Here is a 14247-nt window from a genome sequence, read left to right as displayed (position 1 = left end):
TGTCCCAGTGGTTGCCCTCGTTGCAGTAGAGGTTGCCCGACGCGGCCTTCCACTGCGGGTAGCCGTCACCCCGGTAGCCGATGTAGGTGAAGGAGCGGATCCGGGCCCGCCCCTCGACAACTCACCACCCCGGTCACCAAGATGTGACGCCGTACCCTCCGTCACATCCTTCACATCCGCACCGGGAGCAGCATCATGGGCCGCCTCACCTCGCACCGCACGGCCCTGCTCGCCGGCCTCACCGCCGTCTCGCTCTCGCTGACCCTCTGCGCCTGCGGCTCCGGCACCGGCGGCGCCCAGGCCGCCCCGACCCCGCTCGAATCGCCCAAGCTCACCGCGGTCGACATCAATCCGCACGACCGTGCCGAGCTCCGCCCGGGCGGCACCCTGCGGGTCGCGGTCGCGCAGTACTCCACCCAGTGGTCGCCGATCCACACCGACGGCAGCGAGTCCTCCACGGTCACCGTCACCAAGCCGCTGCTGCCGACCTTCTTCCGCTCCGACGCGGCCGGCACCCAGAGCATCAACCCGGCCTACCTCCAGGACGCCCGGTCCGAGCTCCGGGACGGCCACCAGGTCGTCACCTGGACACTCAACCCGAAGGCGAGGTGGTCCGACGGCACCCCGCTCACCTGGCGCGACATCGCGGCCAACTGGCACGCCCTGAACGGGAAGGACCCCGCCTTCAAGGCCTCCAGCAGCACCGGTTTCGAGCTGGTCTCGTCGGTCGAGCGGGGCCGGGACGACTTCCAGGCCGTGATGACCTTCGACAAGCCGTTCTCCGAGTGGCAGTCGATGTTCAACGGCGCCGCCAACGCCCCGCTGCTGCCCGCGAGCCGGATCGCCACCGCGGACCTGTTCAACTCCGCCTACCTGGACGCGATACCGGTCACCGCGGGCCCGTTCAAGGTGGAGAAGCTGGACCGGGCCGCGCAGACCGTCACCCTGGTCGCCGACCCCGGGTGGTGGGGCGAGAAGCCGCTGCTGGACCGGATCGTCTTCCGTGCCATGGTGCCCAACACGATGGCCGCCGCCTTCGCCAAGGGTGAGATCGACTTCTTCAACAACGGCCCCGACGTGGCCGGCTACCAGCTCATCAGGAGCACCAAGGGCGCCACCGTGCGCCGCGCCGGCGGGCCCGACTTCCGCCAGTTCACGCTGAACAGCCGCAGCCCCCTGCTGACCGACCCGGCCGTCCGGCAGGCCCTGTTCCAGGCGATCAACCGGGACGCCATCACCCGCTCCGACCTCAGCGGCCTGGACTGGCCCACCGTCACCCTCAACAACCACCTGCTGGTGGCCAACCAGAACGCCTACCGGGACAACTCGCTCGGCCTGAGCCGGTTCGACCCGGCCGGCGCCGTCCGCAAGCTGGAGACGGCGGGCTGGAAGCTCGACGGTGACGTCCGCAAGAAGGACGGCCGGGAGCTGAACCTGCGGATGGTGATCCCGGCCGGGGTCACCCAGGCCCAGAACGAGGCCGCCGTGACCACCCGGATGCTCAAGGATGTCGGCGTCAAGGTCACCACGGTGACCGCCGCCGCCAACGAGTACTTCGACAAGTACGTCAACCGCCACGACTTCGACATCGCCGCCTACTCGCTGCTCGGCACGCCCTTCCCCGCCAGCGGCAACCGGGCCAACTTCGTCCAGAACGGCGGCACGAACCACTCCCTGGCCGGCAGCGCCACCGTCGACGCCGCCCTCGACCGGGCCGCCGCCGCGACCGACGCGGCCACCGCCTTCGAGGCCATCAACCAGGCCGACGGCGAGCTGTGGAAGGTGGCCGGGGTGCTGCCGCTCTACCAGCGCCCGCAGCTGTACGGCGCCCGCGCCGACCTGGCCAACATCGGCGCGCAGGGCCTGTCCGACATCGTCTGGGAGAACGTCGCCTTCCAGCGGTGAACGGCCGGGCGGGCCGGGCCCCGGGGAGCACGCCCCGGGGCCCGGCCCGCCGACCGGTTCAGCCCGCGCCGATCACGTCCCGGACCTCGGCGAAGTGGCACGCCGAGTCGTGCGCCGCCGGACCGCTGAGCGTGCCGGGCACCGCCAGCAGCGGGACCTCCGTGGCGCAGCGCTCCTCCGCCTTCCAGCAGCGGGTGCGGAACCGGCAGCCGGACGGCGGGTTGGCCGGGGACGGCAGGTCGCCGGTGAGCAGGATGCGCTCGCGCTGCTCCCGCCCGGTCGGGTCCGGCACCGGCACCGCGGAGAGCAGCGCCTGGGTGTACGGGTGGGTCGGGTGCGAGTAGATCTCGTCCTCCGTGCCGATCTCGACCATCTTGCCGAGGTACATCACGCCGACCCGGTCGGAGATGTGCCGGACGATCGAGAGGTCGTGCGCGATGAACATGTACGAGAGTTCGAACTCGCTCTGCAGCTGCTCCAGCAGGTTGATCACCTGCGCCTGGACGGAGACGTCCAGGGCGGAGACCGGCTCGTCGCAGATGATCAGCTCCGGCTTGAGCGCCAGCCCCCGGGCGATGCCGATGCGCTGGCGCTGGCCGCCGGAGAACTGGTGCGGGTACCGGTTGATGTACTCCGGGTTCAGGCCGACGACGTCCAGGAGGTCCTGGACGGCCTTGCGGCGGTCGCCCTTCGGCGCCACCTCCGGGTGGATCTCGAAGGGCTCGCCGATGATGTCGCCGACCGTCATCCGCGGGTTGAGCGAGGTGTACGGGTCCTGGAAGACCATCTGGATGTTGCGGCGCACCGCCTTCAGCCCGGCGCCGGAGAGCCGGGTGATGTCCTGGCCCTTGAACAGCACCTGGCCGGAGGTGGCCCGCTCCAGGTTCATCAGGACCTTGGCCAGCGTGGACTTGCCACAGCCGGACTCGCCGACGATGCCGAGCGTCTCGCCCTTCCTCAGCTCGAAGGAGATGCCGTCGACCGCCTTCACGGCGCCGACCTGCTTCTTGAAGACGATGCCCTGGGTCAGCGGGTAGTACTTGACCAGGTCCCTGACCTCCAGGATGGGCTCAGCCATGGAGGGTCTCCTTCCAGAAGTGGCAGGCGCTGCGGCGGCCCGGCAGATCGGCCCCGTCGGAGTCCAGCACCGGCACCAGCCGCGGGAGTTCGCCGCGGCAGCGGTCCGCCGCCCGATCGCAGCGCGGGTTGAACGCGCAGCCCTCGGGGATCCGCAGCAGGCTCGGCGGCAGGCCCTGGATGGCGTAGAGGTTCTGGCCCTTCTGGTCCAGCCGGGGAATCGACCGGAGCAGGCCCTTGGTGTAGGGGTGGGCCGGCCGCGCGTACAGCTCGTGCACGGGGGCGGTCTCGACGATCCGGCCCGCGTACATCACGGCGATCTTGTCCGCGACGTCGGCGACCACGCCGAGGTCGTGGGTGATCAGGATCAGGCCCATGTTGAACTCGGCCTGCAGCTCGGCCAGCAGGTCCATCACCTGGGCCTGGACCGTGACGTCCAGGGCGGTGGTCGGTTCGTCCGCGATGATCAGGTCCGGCTCCAGGGCCAGCGCCATCGCGATCATGATGCGCTGGCGCATGCCGCCGGAGAACTGGTGCGGGTAGTCGCCGACGCGCTGCCTGGCGGCGGGGATGCGCACCCGCTCCATCAGCTCGACGGCCCGCTCCTTGGCCTCCTTGCGGGAGGCCCCCTGGTGCACCCGGAACATCTCGCCCAGCTGGTAGCCCACGCTCAGCACCGGGTTCAGCGAGGAGAGCGCGTCCTGGAAGATCATCGCGATCTTCCGGCCGCGGACCGCCCGCCGGGCCTTGGGGCTCATGGTGAGCAGGTCCTCGCCCCGGAACCGGATCGAGCCGGCGGTGATCTTCCCCGGGGGCATGTCCAGGATGCCCATGATCGCCTGCGCGGTCACCGACTTGCCCGAGCCGGACTCCCCCAGCACCGCCAGGGTCTCCCCGGCCGACACCGAGTAGCTCACGCCGTTGACGGCCTTGGCCACGCCGTCCCGGGTGTGGAACTCGATGTGCAGGTCGTCGACCTCCAGGAGCGGCGTTCCGGGCACCAGGTTCTCCCGGCCGCCGCCGATCACCTCTACGGCGTCCCGGCGCGGGGTGCCGTCCTTCGACTGCTTCGACAGCTTCGTCGTGTCACTCATCGTCCGCGGCCCTCCTCAGCGCAGCTTCGGGTCGAGGGCGTCGCGTACCGCGTCGCCGAGCATGATGAACGCCAGCACGGTGATGCTCAGCACCGCGGCCGGGAAGAGCAGCACGTGCGGCGCGGTCAGGAAGCGGGACTGCGCGTCGCTGATCATCAGGCCCCAGGAGATCGCCGGGGACTGGATGCCGATGCCGAGGTACGAGAGCGCGGCCTCGGCACCGATGTAGACGCCCAGGTTGATGGTCGAGACCACGATCACCGGGGCGACCGCGTTCGGCAGGATGTGCCGGGAGACGATCCGCCCGGTGCCGGCGCCGAGCGCCTTGGCCGCGACCACGTAGTCGTTGTGCTTGTTGGAGAGCACCGCCGAGCGCATCAGCCGGTAGATCTGCGGCCAGCCGAGGACGGCCATCACCGCGGAGACGGTCCAGGCGTTGCCCTTGCCCCAGGTGGACATGATCAGCATGCCGCCGAGCAGCAGCGGGATGGCGAAGAAGATCTCGGTGACCCGGGAGAGCAGGCTGTCCCAGATCCCGCCGATCCAGCCGGCCCAGAGGCCCAGCGTGCCGCCGACGGCGACCACCAGCGAGGTGGTCAGGATGCCGACGATGATCGAGTTGCGGGCGCCCCAGACGGTGCGGGTGTAGATGTCGCAGCCCTGGACGTCGAAGCCGAACCAGTGGTCGGCGCTGGGCCGCTTCAGCGAGTCGGACAGGTTGCAGAACCCCGCCGAGGTCGGGTCCCCGTCGGTGAACAGGCTCGGGGCGACGGCGAGCGCCACCATGAACAGCGCCAGGAACCCGCCGATCAGGAACAGCGGATTGCGCCGCAGGTCGTACCAGGCGTCGGTCCAGAGGCTGGCCACCCGCTCGTTGCCGGTCCGGCCGGCCTCGGCGTCCTTGGTGAGCACCGCGGTCCCGGGCGCCGCGGAACCGGGCTGCTCGGGAATCGCCACCTTGGTGTCCTCGCTCTTCGTCGGCTCACTCATAGCGGATCCTCGGGTCCAGAACGGCGTACAGCAGGTCGACCACCAGGTTGGCGAACAGGTAGACGAGCACCAGGGCGCTCACGATGCCCACCACGATGGTGCGTTCGCGCAGGTAGACGGACTGGAAGAGCTGGTGTCCGACTCCGGGGATGTTGAAGATGCCCTCGGTGATGACCGCGCCGCCCATCAACCCGCCGAGGTCCATGCCCAGGAAGGTGACGATCGGGATCAGCGCGTTGCGCAGGCCGTGCCGGACGACCACCCGCAGCGGGCTGAGGCCCTTGGCGACCGCCGTGCGGACGTAGTCCGCCCGCATCACCTCGATCAGGCTGGTCCGGGTGAGCCGCGCGATGTACGCCAGCGAGGTGGAGGCGAGGACGTAGGCCGGTAGCAGATAGGACCGGAAGCCGGCGTCCTCGTTGAACGAGACCGGGAAGAAGTCGATGCCGTAATCGGTGTTGAGCTTCACCCCGAGTACCAGTTGCAGCACGAAGCCGATCACGAAGACCGGGATCGAGATGACCATCAGGGTCGAGATCAGCACCACGTTGTCGATGAACCTGCCGCGGCGCAGGGCGGCGATCACACCCGCGGTGACACCCACCACCATCTCGATGACCAGCGCGGTCACCGCCAGGTTGATGGTGTACGGGAACGCCGTCTTCATGACGTCCACGACCTCGTTGCCGCGGTAGTCCTCCCCGAAGTCGCCCTTGAACAGGCCGACCAGGTAGTCCCAGTACTGGATGAAGAACGGGTCGTCCAGGTGGTAGCGGTCCCGCAGGACCGCGACGACGGCAGGGTCCTGCCGTTTCTCACCGGCCAGTGCCGTGATGGGGTCGCCAGGCAGCAGGAAGACCAGTGCGTAGATCAGGAACGTCGCGCCGAGGATCACAGGTATGGCCTGGATGATCCGGCGGACCACATAGCGGCCCATGCGGCCTCCTCGTGGTTCGGGGCAGGCCCGTGACGGGCGGCACGGGGGTTGCCCGCGCCACCCGTCCCGGCGTGCCGGTCAGCTGGATGTCGGTCAGGCCAGTTCGACGTTGGCCAGGTCCATCTGTCCCTGGGCGTTGACGTTCACGTTCTTGACGGTCTTGGTGTACGCCGCGGAGGACATGTAGGTGTAGACCGGGATGTACGGCAGGTCCTTGACCAGGATGTCGTCGGCCTGCTGGTAGAGCTTGATGCCCTCGGCGTCGGTCTTGGCCGCGTCCGCCTTGGACAGCAGGGCCTCGAACTCCTCGTTGACGTAGCCGCCGTAGTTGGACCCGTTGTCGATGGCGACCTTGGAGAAGATCGGCCGCAGGTAGTTCTCGATCGACGGGTAGTCCATCGACCAGGCCATCCGGAAGGCGCCGGAGTACTTGTGCTCGCCCAGCGCGGTGAGGATCGCGCCGAACTTCTCGAACGGCTTGAAGGTGACCTGGATCCCCAGGTTCGCCTTGAGCTGGTTGCCGACGGCCTCGATCCACTCCTTGTGGCCGCCGTCGGCGTTGTAGCCGATCTCCAGCGTGTTGCCGGGCAGGCCGCCGGCCTGGGTGAAGAGCGCCTTGGCCTTCGCGGGGTCGTACTTCGCGGCGTCGCCGAGCGCGCCCTGGCGGTACCCGGGAATGATCGGGTTGATGAAGTCGTCGGCGGGCTTGCGGGTGCCCGAGAAGATGGTCTTGGTGATCGATTCCCGGTCTATCGCCATCGAGATCGCCTTGCGGAGGTCCGGACTGGCGAATGCCGGATTCGTCGAGATCGGGAATCCGAGGTAACCGACGCCGGAATCCGGCTTGTAGATGTAGCGGTCGCCGAACTCCTGGGCGACGGTCGCCATCGCCGAGATCGGCAGCTTGTCGGTGATCTGGATGTTGTCCGCTCGCAGATCGTTGTACGCGGTGTCCAGCTTGTCGTAAATCTTGAACGTGACGGAATCCAGCTTGGCCTTTCCGTCGGACGCCGGGAAGTTCTCGAAGCGCTTCACCTTGATCTGCTTGTTGTGCTCCCACTTCCCGTCGATCTGGAACGCGCCGTTGCCGATCGGCGCGTCCTCGAAGGCCTTCGGGTCGGTGAAGAACGCCTTCGGGAGCGGGAAGAACGCGTTGTAGCCCAGCATCGTCTTGAACTGCGAGAACGGCGCCTTGAGGGTGACGGTGAAGGTCTTGTCGTCGACGACCGCGAGGCCCTTGAGCTTGTCGGCGGTGGGCTTCTTGTCCTTGCCGGGGGCCAGCTCGTCGGAGCCGAGGATCTTGTCGAAGAACGGCAGGGCCTCCTGCGCGTTGTCCTGGTTGGCGCCGTAGTTCCAGGCGTCGACGAAGGACTGGGCGGTCACCTTCTCGCCGTTGTGGAAGGTGTAGCCGTCCTTCAGCTTGATCGTCCAGGTGGTGGCGTCCTGGCTCTCGATCGACTCGGCGACCCGGAGCTTGGGCGAATTGTCCTTGATGTCGTAGTCGACCAGGCCCGCGAAGATCGCGTTGAGCACCTCGGCGCCCTCGGACTCGGAGGTGTTCTGGGGCACCAGCCCGTGCTGCGGCTCACCCAGCTCGACGCTGATCGAGCCACCCTTCTTGCCCGACCCGGCGCCGCTCGCCTCGCTGGAGGACTTCTTGTCGCCGCCGGTGCTGCAGGCGGAGATCGCGAGTGCGGTGCACGCCGCGAGCGCGGTCCAACGCATGGTCTTGGTGAGCCTCATTCAAGTGCCTCTCGATTTAGGGGCTTACGAACGAACGGCGCCTCGCCAGTCGGTGTGCCGGGCATGGCAAGGGTCGACATCTCAGGGCCGATCCGCACAGTTGGCGAGGTGACCACTGATACGCGCAGAGCAACTATCGATCACCCGACCCCTCCGGCGGAATCCGCCTCACATCTCTTTTCAATTACATGCTCAGACCAAGTCATGACAATGCTCGCCAAATTCCGGCATATCGAACCTGGAATGCCGCATTCCGGTTTCCGGATAACGAACAATAAGCTCCGGTATTCGATGCTTTACGGAGCGTAATGATCATTTTCGGGCCGGGAATTCCGGCGTTTCCGCAGGACAACGCAAGGGCGCGCCCTCCGGAGGGAGGACGCGCCCTTGGTGCGTGGTCAGGACAACTGTGTCAACTGGATTCGGGTGGGGGCTCCGGCGTGCCCGCCGCGCCCTCCCCGCCGTCCGGGCCCCCGCGCTCCGCCGCGAAGTGGCAGGCCGAGTCGTGCCGGGCGTGCCCGTCCAGCCAGGCCGGGGCGGCCAGCAGCGGCACCTCCACGGCGCACCTGTCCCGCGCCTTCCAGCAGCGGGTGCGGAACCGGCAGCCGGACGGCGGGTTGGCCGGCGACGGCACGTCCCCGACGAGCACGATCCGGTCCCGGGACTCGCGCGCCGTCGGGTCCGGCACCGGCACCGCGGAGAGCAGCGCCTGGGTGTACGGATGCGTCGCGTGGTCGTAGATCTCCCGGTCGGAGCCGATCTCCACCATCTTGCCCAGGTACATCACGCCGACCCGGTCGGAGATGTGCCGGACGATCGAGAGGTCGTGCGCGATGAACATGTACGAGAGGTTGAACTCGCCCTGCAGCTGCTCCAGCAGGTTGATCACCTGCGCCTGGACGGAGACGTCCAGCGCCGAGACCGGCTCGTCACAGATGATCACCTCCGGCTTGAGCGCCAGCCCCCGGGCGATGCCGATGCGCTGGCGCTGGCCGCCGGAGAACTGGTGCGGGTACCGGTTGATGTACTCCGGGTTCAGACCCACCACGTCCAGCAGGTCCTGGACGGCCCGGCGCCGGTCGCCCTTCGGCGCCACCTCGGAGTGGATCTCGTACGGCTCGCCGATGATGTCACCGACCGTCATCCGCGGGTTGAGCGAGGTGTACGGGTCCTGGAACACCATCTGGATGTTGCGCCGCACCGCCTTCAGGGCGGAGCCGGAGAGCCGGGAGATCTCCTCCCCCTTGTAGCGCACCGATCCGCCGGTGGCCGGCTCCAGGTTCATCAGCACCTTGGCCAGCGTGGACTTCCCGCAGCCGGACTCCCCCACGATGCCGAGCGTCTCCCCCTGCATCAGGTCGAAGCTGACCCCGTCGACCGCTTTCACGGCGCCGACCTGCTTCTTGAAGACGACGCCCCTCGTCAGCGGGAAGTGCTTGACCAGGTCCTGGACTTCGAGGATCGGTTCGCCCGGCCGCACGGCCTGCGCGAACGCCTCCTCCTTGGGCACCGCGGGCCCGAGCGGGCTAGCCATGGAGGGTCTCCTTCCAGAAGAAGCAGGCACTGCCCCGCCCGGCCAGCTCGCTGCCGTCGTCCGCGGTGACCTGGAAGAGCTCGGGCACCTCGGCCCGGCAGATGTCCTGGGCGCGCGGGCAGCGCGGGTTGAACGCGCAACCCGGCGGGATCCGCAGCAGGTTGGGCGGCAGCCCCTTGATCGCGTAGAGCTCCTGGCCCTTCTGGTCCAGCCGCGGGATCGAGTCCAGCAGGCCCCGGGTGTACGGGTGGGCCGGCCGCGCGTACAGCTCGTGCACGGGGGCGGTCTCGACGATCCGGCCCGCGTACATCACGGCGATCTTGTCCGCGACGTCGGCGACCACGCCGAGGTCGTGGGTGATCAGGATCAGCCCCATGTGGAACTCGGCCTGCAGCTCGGCCAGCAGGTCCATCACCTGCGCCTGCACGGTCACGTCCAGCGCGGTGGTCGGCTCGTCCGCGATGATCAGGTCCGGTTCCAGGGCCAGCGCCATCGCGATCATGATGCGCTGGCGCATGCCGCCGGAGAACTGGTGCGGATAGTCGTTGACCCGCTCCTTCGCCGCCGGGATGCGCACCCGGTCCATCAGCTCGACGGCCTTGGCCTTGGCCTCCTTGCGCGACGCCCCGTGGTGGGCCCGGAACATCTCGCCGAGCTGGAAGCCCACGCTCAGCACCGGGTTCAGCGAGGAGAGCGCGTCCTGGAAGATCATCGCGATCTTCTGGCCGCGGATCTTCCGGCGCTCCTCCTTGCCCATCGTCAACATGTCCCGGCCCCGGAAGCGGATCTCGCCCTGCGGGATGCGGGCCGGGGGCATGTCCAGGATGCCCATGATCGCCTGCGCGGTCACCGACTTGCCCGAACCGGACTCCCCCAGCACCGCCAGGGTCTCCCCCGCCCGGACGCTGTAGTTGACCCCGTTGACCGCCTTCGCCACGCCGTCCCGGGTGACGAACTCGACGTGCAGGTCCCGGACGTCCAGCAGCGGCCCCTCGTAGGGCGTCTCCCGCTGGGGCTTGCCGGTGTCGACAGCTGTGGTCACGATGAGTCCCCTCGCTCAGCGAAGCTTCGGGTCGAGGGCGTCGCGCACCGCGTCACCCAGCATGATGAAGGCCAGCACGGTGATCGAGAGCGCCACGGCCGGGAAGAACAGCACGTACGGGGCCGTCCGGATGACCTTCTGGGCGGAGGCGATGTCGATGCCCCAGGAGATGGTCGGATCCTGCAGGCCGATGCCGAGGAAGCTCAGCGTGGCCTCGGTCGCGATGTAGCCGCCCAACGCGATCGTGGCGACGACGATCACCGGCGCGATCGCGTTCGGCAGGATGTGCCGGAACATCAACCGCCCGGTGCTCGCGCCGAGCGCCCGGCCGGCCACCACGTAGTCGGACTGTTTGACGGTCAGGACGGCCCCGCGCATGACGCGCGCGATCTGCGTCCAGCCGAGCACCGCGAGCGCGATGACCACGCTCCACACCGTGCGGGCGGAGAACGCGCCCAGCAGGACCAGCGCGCCGAGCAGCAGCGGGATGCCGAAGAAGATGTCGACGACGCGGGAGATCACGGCGTCCACCGCGCCGCCGAAGTACCCGGCGACCATCCCGGTCAGCCCGCCGAGCAGGGTGACCCCCAGGGTCACGAAGATGCCGACGGTGATCGAGGCGCGGGCCCCGTAGACCACCCGGGCGTAGATGGACCGGCCCTGGCCGTCGTAGCCGAACCAGCCGGCGCCGAAGAAGTCCGACCAGTCCGGGCGCTTGAGGTAGTCGTTGACCAGGTCGGCCTTGCGCGGATCGGCGTCGGTGAAGGCCCAGGGGAAGATCGCCATCACGACCAGCAGGAGGATCAGGATCGCCGAGATCAGGAAGATCGGCCGGCGCCGCAGGTCCCGCCAGGCGTCGCCCCACAGGCTGCGGGCCTCCTCCCGCTTGGCCGGATCGCCCTCGACCAGGGTCTCCTGCTCGACCGCCATGCCCTGCTCGCCGGCGTAGTCCAGGTGGTCGAGGCCCGGGGCCGCGTGCGGCTTGAACTCGCCCTCGTCATGCAGGTCAGGCATAACGGATCCTCGGGTCCAGGACCGCGTAGAGCAGGTCGACGATCAGGGAGGCGACCAGGTAGACGATCACCAGGACGGTCACGATGCCGACCACGGTGGGGCCCTCCTTCTGGTTGATCGCCCGGTACAGCACGTTGCCGATGCCCTGGACGTTGAAGATGCCCTCCGTGACGATCGCACCGCCCATCAGCGCGCCCAGGTCGGTCCCGAGGAAGGTGACCACCGGGATCAGCGAGTTGCGGAGCAGGTGGCGGGTGATGACGGTGCGCCGGGGCAGGCCCTTGGCGACCGCCGTGCGCATGTAGTCCGCCCGCAGGTTCTCCCCGATCGAGGTCCGGGTGAGCCGGGCGACGTAGGCGAGGGAGAGCGATCCCAGCACGATCGCGGGCAGGATCAGCTGGGAGAGGTCCTTGGAGTCCTGCACGGTCGGGGTGACCCAGCCCAGGTTGGTCGCGAAGATCGTCTGGGCGATGTAGGCCAGCACGAACACCGGGATCGAGATCACCACCAGGGTCAGGACCAGCACCAGGGTGTCCTGGACGCTGCCGCGCCTGAGGCCGGAGACCAGGCCGAGCGCCAGCCCGACGATCAGCTCGAAGGCGAAGGCCATCAGCGCCAGCCGGATGGTGACCGGGAAGGCGTCCGCCATGATGTCGGTGACCGACCGGCCGGTGAAGCTCGTCCCGAAGTCGCCCTGGAAGAGGTTCCCCATGTAGTGCAGGTACTGCTTCCACAGCGGCTGGTCGAGGTAGTACTTGTGCTTCAGATTGGCCACCACCGCCGGGTCCGCGGCCTTGTCCCCGAAGAGCGCCGCGACCGGGTCCCCGGGCAGCGTGTAGACCATCAGGAAGATCAGGAATGTGGAGCCGAAGAACACCGGGATCATCTGCAGCACCCGCCGCAGCACATAACTTCCCATCCGAGCCTCCTTCCTAGGTGACTGGTCGGCCCGTGACCGGGTGCGCAGGGCCGCGTGGGGGTCGAGTGCCCGGGCCCCGCCCTCCGTGCGGGGAGGGCGGGGCCGGCGCGAGGGGCTGGATCAGCCCTTGACCTCGACCTGGGTCCAGGCCGGGTTGCCGAAGGAGTCGAACTTCACGTTCTGGACGTTCGCCGAGTAGCCCGAGTTGGTGCGGTAGTACCAGAGCGGGATGGCCGGCATGTCGTTCGCCAGCACCGTCTCCGCCTTCTGGTAGCCCGTCACGGTGTCCGCCACGCTGGCCGCCTGGTCCGCCTCGGTGGCCAGCTGGTCGAACTGCGGGCTGCTGTAGCCGAAGTCGTTGGACGCGGCGCCGGTGCGGTAGACGTCGGCCATGAAGTTGGCGTTCAGCGGGTAGTCCTGCACCCAGCCGGTGCGGAAGGCGCCGTTGATCTGGTGCCCGGTGATCGCCGCGCGGGCGGTCTTGAAGTCGGGCTTCGGGTCACCCACGCAGTCCACGCCGGTGCTCTGCCGGATCGAGTTGCAGACCGCGTCCACCCACTCCTTGTGGCCGCCGTCGGCGTTGTAGGTGATCGTCAGCTTGTTGCCGGGGACGCCGCCGCCCTCGGTGATCAGCTGCTTGGCCTTGGTGGCGTCGAAGGTGCAGTTGTCGCCGCACTGGCCGGCCTTGTAGCCCTCGACGCCCTCGGCGACCCACGCGGAGGCCGGCTTGCGCGAGCCCTGCAGCACGGTCTTCGTGATGGTGTCGCGGTCGATCGCCATCGACAGCCCCTGACGGACCTTCGCTTTGTCCGGGCCGGCCCAGTCCGGCTGGTAGAGCGTGAAGCCGATGTTCTGGATCGCACCCTGCGGCGAGTCGATCGCCCGGTCGCCCAGGTCGCTCTTGTACGTCGCCAGCGCGGACGGCGGCACCTGGTCCATCACGTCGAGGTTGTTGGACTGCAGGTCCGCGTAGGCGGCCTCGGACGTGTTGTACATCTTGAAGACGATGCCGCCGTTCTTCGGCTTGTCCACGCCCTGGTAGTTCGGGTACGCCTTGGTCACCACCTGCTGGTTGTGGCTCCAGCTGACGAACTGGTAGGCGCCGTTGCCCACCGGCTTCTGCCCGAACCCGGTCGGGTCGCTGAAGAAGGCGGTCGGCAGCGGGGAGAAGGCGATGTAGCCCAGCTTGTACTCGAAGTACGAGACCTTGGTGTGCAGCTTGATGGTGAAGTGCGTGTCGTCCACGACGGTCAGGCCGGACATCGCGGTGGCGGTCGGCTGGCCGCTGGCCGGGTGGACGTCCTGGTAGCCCTCGATGTCCGAGAACCAGGAGCTGTTGATCTGGTTGTTGCTGGTGGTCGCGCCCCAGTTCCAGGCGTCGACGAAGTTCTTCGAGGTGACCGGGGTGCCGTCGTGGAACGTCCAGCCGGTCTTCAGGGTGACGTTGAAGGTCTGCGAGTCGCTGGTCTCGATCGAGTCCGCGACCTGCATCCGGATCTTCGCGTTGCTGGGGTCGTAGTCCACCAGCCCCTTGAACAGGTTCTGCAGGATGCGGCCGCCGCCGGTCTCGTTCGCGTTCGCGGGCTGCAAGGGGTTCTGCGGCTCACTGCTCTGGTAGCTGAAGGTCTTGCCGCTGTCCGACGAACTACTGCCTCCGCCGCTACTGCTGCACCCACTGGCCACCAGGGCCACAGATGTCGCAGCGGCGAGGACCCATCGAGCGCGAGTGGCTGCGGGCATGGAGGTCCCTCCTCAAGGTGTGTGTCGCATCACACCCCATGAGAAGCGCGGTGGCCCGGCGGCGCGAGCCAGGTACCCCCGGACGGGTGCAGCGGACCCCGCCCGGGGTTGACGCCGCCACAGGACCGCGAAACGCCGGAAGGGCCCGCGGCTTCGACTTGGGTTCTAGGAGTCGTTGCAACACCCCAGCTCAAGGGGTGCGATGGACTTCGAGATCCGCAAGGACCGGACGGCCCAGGGGCCTGTGAAGCT

At 68.3% G+C, this 14247-nt stretch carries 11 protein-coding genes; 1 reads left to right on the top strand and 10 read right to left on the bottom strand.

The window, feature by feature from the left end:
- The first annotated feature begins 195 nt into the window (after positions 1 to 195).
- Entirely contained in the window at positions 196 to 1905 is a 1710-nt protein-coding gene (locus tag ABZ497_RS35595; protein ID WP_359811974.1) for an ABC transporter family substrate-binding protein, read from the top strand.
- A gap of 58 nt (positions 1906 to 1963) precedes the next feature.
- On the opposite strand, the gene ABZ497_RS35590 is transcribed toward ABZ497_RS35595, so the two are convergent.
- The 10 genes from ABZ497_RS35590 to ABZ497_RS35545 all read right to left on the bottom strand — a co-directional run bounded on the left by ABZ497_RS35590 (position 1964) and on the right by ABZ497_RS35545 (position 13995).
- A complete protein-coding gene (locus ABZ497_RS35590) occupies positions 1964 to 2983 on the bottom strand; it encodes a dipeptide ABC transporter ATP-binding protein (RefSeq protein WP_359811971.1) in 1020 nt (339 codons plus the stop codon).
- Positions 2976 to 4076 carry an ABC transporter ATP-binding protein gene (locus tag ABZ497_RS35585; protein WP_329489449.1) on the bottom strand — a complete coding sequence of 367 codons (1101 nt, stop codon included), beginning with the start codon at positions 4074 to 4076 and terminating at the stop codon, positions 2976 to 2978. The genes ABZ497_RS35590 and ABZ497_RS35585 overlap by 8 nt, the downstream gene beginning before the upstream one ends.
- A gap of 15 nt (positions 4077 to 4091) precedes the next feature.
- Positions 4092 to 5066 carry an ABC transporter permease gene (locus ABZ497_RS35580; protein ID WP_329489448.1) on the bottom strand — a complete coding sequence of 325 codons (975 nt, stop codon included), beginning with the start codon at positions 5064 to 5066 and terminating at the stop codon, positions 4092 to 4094.
- A complete protein-coding gene (locus ABZ497_RS35575) occupies positions 5059 to 6003 on the bottom strand; it encodes an ABC transporter permease (protein ID WP_359811967.1) in 945 nt (314 codons plus the stop codon). The genes ABZ497_RS35580 and ABZ497_RS35575 overlap by 8 nt, the downstream gene beginning before the upstream one ends.
- 93 nt (positions 6004 to 6096) lie before the next feature.
- The gene (locus tag ABZ497_RS35570) at positions 6097 to 7746 is read right to left on the bottom strand and encodes an ABC transporter substrate-binding protein (RefSeq protein WP_359811964.1); all 1650 of its coding nucleotides are present in this window, start codon (positions 7744 to 7746) and stop codon (positions 6097 to 6099) included.
- A gap of 412 nt (positions 7747 to 8158) precedes the next feature.
- Positions 8159 to 9280 carry a dipeptide ABC transporter ATP-binding protein gene (locus ABZ497_RS35565; protein WP_359811961.1) on the bottom strand — a complete coding sequence of 374 codons (1122 nt, stop codon included), beginning with the start codon at positions 9278 to 9280 and terminating at the stop codon, positions 8159 to 8161.
- On the bottom strand, positions 9273 to 10322 hold the full coding sequence (locus tag ABZ497_RS35560) for an ABC transporter ATP-binding protein (RefSeq protein WP_329489444.1): 1050 nt from the start codon (positions 10320 to 10322) through the stop codon (positions 9273 to 9275). The genes ABZ497_RS35565 and ABZ497_RS35560 overlap by 8 nt, the downstream gene beginning before the upstream one ends.
- A gap of 15 nt (positions 10323 to 10337) precedes the next feature.
- Positions 10338 to 11252, bottom strand: a complete 915-nt coding sequence (locus ABZ497_RS35555) for an ABC transporter permease (protein WP_352290041.1) — start codon at positions 11250 to 11252, stop codon at positions 10338 to 10340.
- Between the two features lie 76 nt (positions 11253 to 11328).
- On the bottom strand, positions 11329 to 12255 hold the full coding sequence (locus tag ABZ497_RS35550) for an ABC transporter permease (protein WP_329489443.1): 927 nt from the start codon (positions 12253 to 12255) through the stop codon (positions 11329 to 11331).
- A 120-nt stretch (positions 12256 to 12375) separates the two neighbouring features.
- Positions 12376 to 13995, bottom strand: coding sequence for an ABC transporter substrate-binding protein (locus tag ABZ497_RS35545; protein ID WP_359811957.1), 1620 nt, complete (start codon positions 13993 to 13995; stop codon positions 12376 to 12378).
- Between the last annotated feature and the right edge of the window lie 252 nt (positions 13996 to 14247).

The sequence above is a fragment of the Kitasatospora sp. NPDC005751 genome, from assembly GCF_040630835.1.
Lineage (GTDB): Bacteria > Actinomycetota > Actinomycetes > Streptomycetales > Streptomycetaceae > Kitasatospora.
Note: the sequence above shows the minus strand (reverse complement) of the source record. Positions and strands in the feature narration are given on the sequence as shown.